5 protein-coding genes are annotated in these 3,084 nt (G+C 62.1%); all 5 read right to left on the bottom strand.

Features of this window, described 5'->3' with window-relative positions; all coding sequences use genetic code 11:
• Positions 1–318: DUF3304 domain-containing protein (locus AC1DFU_RS27500; RefSeq protein ID WP_477159887.1), on the bottom strand; the 318-nt coding region annotated here is incomplete at its 3' end.
• Between the two features lie 124 nt (positions 319–442).
• Positions 443–883 (bottom strand): DUF3304 domain-containing protein, encoded by a 441-nt coding sequence (locus AC1DFU_RS27495; RefSeq protein WP_441593833.1) that lies wholly within the window; start codon positions 881–883, stop codon positions 443–445.
• Between the two features lie 22 nt (positions 884–905).
• Positions 906–1,358 (bottom strand): DUF3304 domain-containing protein, encoded by a 453-nt coding sequence (locus AC1DFU_RS27490; protein WP_441593835.1) that lies wholly within the window; start codon positions 1,356–1,358, stop codon positions 906–908.
• Positions 1,355–2,221 carry a DUF4123 domain-containing protein gene (locus tag AC1DFU_RS27485; protein WP_441593837.1) on the bottom strand — a complete coding sequence of 289 codons (867 nt, stop codon included), beginning with the start codon at positions 2,219–2,221 and terminating at the stop codon, positions 1,355–1,357. Before AC1DFU_RS27485 ends, AC1DFU_RS27490 begins: the two co-directional genes overlap by 4 nt.
• 12 nt (positions 2,222–2,233) lie before the next feature.
• On the bottom strand, positions 2,234–3,084 hold an 851-nt coding region (locus tag AC1DFU_RS27480), incomplete at its 5' end, for a DUF2345 domain-containing protein (RefSeq protein ID WP_477159886.1).

Raw genomic sequence — 3,084 nt, 5'->3', positions numbered from 1 at the left:
CTTCAAGGGATAGTCGGGATGTCCAAGACCCATCATGGTCACGAACACCTTGACATTGCCGTCGCGCAGGAAGTGGACGGCGAACATTCCGCCATCCCTTGGTCCATAAGGAGGTACCGGCACGATCCGCTCCTGTGGCACATCGTCGATGCGATGGACCCATCTGACCTTCGCCGTCATGCCAGGCTTGTAGACCCGTGGCACCGTGACGCAGCACGTAAAACTGCCACCGCCTTCGTGCGGCCAGATATTCGGGCCACCACGGCCATTGACCTCGAACGCGTAGATGCCCACATCGGTGTGGTTGTATCCAACCATTGACACTGAGATTGGCTCCTCGCCGCAACCGGACACTGCCAGTGACAATGCTGCTAGCAGGCCGGCTAACCACGCCCGTGGGCGCGCTACTGTGTAAGGCATGACTCTCCTCGTGGAACTGTGGTTACTTGCGCGCCTCGTCGCCCTTCAAGGGATAGTCAGGGTGTCCAAGACCCATCATGGTCACGAACACCTTGACATTGCCGTCGCGCAGGAAGTGGACGGCGAACATTCCGCCATCCCTTGGTCCATAAGGAGGTACCGGGACGATCCGCACCTGCGGCACATCGTCGATGCGATTGACCCATCGGACCTTCACCGTCGTGCCAGGCTTGTAGATCCGTGGCACCGTGACGCAACAAGTGAACTTTCCGCCGCCCTCGTGCGCCCCGATATTTGGACCGCCATAGCCATTGACTTCGAACGCGTAGATGCCCACATCGGTGTGGTTGTAGCCAACCATTGACACGGAGATTGGCTCCTCGCCGCAACCGGACATTGCCAGTGGCAATGCTGCTAGCAGGCCGGCTATCCACGCCCGTGGGCGCGCTACTGTGTAAGGCATGACTCTCCTCTTGGAACTGTGGTTACTTGCGCGCCTCGTCCCCTTTCAGGGGATACGCCGGGTGACCAAGCAGCGTCATGGTCACGAACACCTTGATACTGCCGTCTCGAAGAAAATGGAGAGTCAGAAGCCCCACGTCTTCAGGGCGGTAGGGGGGCACAGGGACAATCCGCTCCTGCGGAACATCGTCGATGCGATGGAGCCACCTGACCTTCGCCGTCATGCCAGGCTTGTAGACCCGTGGCACCGTGACGCAGCACGTAAAACTGCCACCGCCTTCGTGCGGCCAGATATTCGGGCCACCACGGCCATTGATCTCGAACGCGTAGATGCCTACATCGGTGTGGTTGTAGCCAACCATTGACACGGAGATTGGCTCGTCGCCACATCCGGACATTGCCAGCGACAGTGCCGCAAGCATGGCCAGCCGGCCGCAACGCCTCAGGCTCGCCGCCGATGCCAGACGATGGTTCATCGGGCATCCTCCTGCTCGTCAGGCGCTTCCCATAAAGGCGTGCCGGCGGCGGCGACCTCACCCCCAAGTCCGCCTGCCCACTTCGCAAACGTATCGCTGTGCGCATTCGCCGGCATCGACAACCGTTGCGTGGCTTGCGGATGATCGACAAAACGCCCTGACGTCTGGAAGGCCAATATCAGGTACTCCACCAAATCTTCCACGTCGGACAACCCATGCTGGCGCGCGGCACGCAAATGCGCTTCGATAAATGGATGAACTACGCGGTATGGCACGTGCCGCAGCTTTGGCATGATTGCCTGCAGGCCGCCGATCATGCCGTCCGCTTCGGTGGCAGCCTCCAGGGCGGCGATTTGCTTTTCGTCGAGGTGGACGGGCAGGGAAAACGCCCCGTCATGGTGAGCGTCGTCGGCAGGCAGCGTGGCCTGCTGGCACTTACCGAAACGGTCGAAGTAGCGCCATTCCGTGATGCCGCGCGTGAAGAATCCGCGTTGATCGTCGTTAAGAAGCGCGAGCCATGTCGGAAAGATGCGGCCGTCGTACCAGCGGATGATCATTTCGCGATTGTTCGGCACCTTGACCTGATGAAACTGCCGTAGATGCCCGGCGAGGTCGGTCAGCGGACGCGAGGCTGCGATGATGCTGACGCACGGTTTCAGCTCACCGAGGCGCATCGCATCGGCAAGGACGTTCCGGCCAGTCTGATCGTCATGGCTCAGGTCGATCAGCAACGGGGCGATGTCCAGCAGCGATGCCTCGGGATAGCCTTCGAACAGCGACTGGTATGCGGCGCCACAACGGTCCAGCCGAAGGTGGAAGCGCATTTGATGGCTTGAGTCGATCAGGGCGAACCGGTAGTCCATATGGGAGTGCCTCTATTTGATGTAGATGCCGAACTGGCCGCTGCGCATGGCGTCGATCAGGCAGCTCTTGCAAGCCGTGCGGGGCAATTGCTGCGGCGGCATCAACTTGGCCCCCGGCGCGTGCTTGTCCCACGATGCGCACTTCTCGGCGATGTCGCCCAGCGTGACGTTCTCGATCCGCTCGCCAGTGATGCGGATGTAGGAACCTCCGGCACCGATCCAGACCTCCTTGTCAGCGGTAAGAACAACCTTCCCGTCCGTACTGCTGATCGTGACGTCCTTAAGCGCCGCCAGCTGCAGTTCATCGCTCTGCGCCTGGATCTCGACCTTCCCGCCCGCCGCGAACAGTTTCATGCCGAGTTTCTGCGCGAACAGGGACACGGCTTCGCCGGCGGCGACGGTGAAGCGCTTGACGGCGCTGATGTCCGCGCTGCCGCCGGCGGTGGCGATGAGATGGTTCGCCGCGCTCGTTTGCAGGTCCGCCCCGGACACCAGCGCCATGCCGGCAGGGGCGCTGGCGAGCAGGCCGGCATCGCGGAGTTGCTTGAGGCTGTCATTGAGCAGGGCCTGCTGGCGCTCGCAGTCGGCGGCGAGGGCTTGTGCGGCCCTGGCGGTCTCGGCCAGTGCCTGGCTTTGCTGGAGCGCTTGTTCGAGCAGGCGCTGAGCCGGGGCCATGTCGAGTTGCTGTCCGCTGGCCTTTGGCTGGTCATCGGCGGTGATGAACAACCCCTTGCCGCCCCGGATCGCTCCCCAGCCGGACGTCCTGAGTTCGAACCCCTCCCCCCGCCGCTTCCACTTCCCGTCGACCATATGGCCGAGCGTCAGCTGGGATTTTCCGGAGTGCTCGGTGGACAGCTTGACGT

The organism is Cupriavidus sp. 10L45, assembly GCF_056395225.1.
Note: the sequence above shows the minus strand (reverse complement) of the source record. Positions and strands in the feature narration are given on the sequence as shown.

Excerpts from the sequence above, each read along its gene's own strand:
- AC1DFU_RS27495 (WP_441593833.1), bottom strand. The coding sequence starts at position 883 with ATGCCTTACACAGTAGCGCGCCCACGGGCGTGGATAGCCGGCCTGCTA.
- AC1DFU_RS27490 (WP_441593835.1), bottom strand. The coding sequence starts at position 1,358 with ATGAACCATCGTCTGGCATCGGCGGCGAGCCTGAGGCGTTGCGGCCGG.
- AC1DFU_RS27485 (WP_441593837.1), bottom strand. The coding sequence starts at position 2,221 with ATGGACTACCGGTTCGCCCTGATCGACTCAAGCCATCAAATGCGCTTC.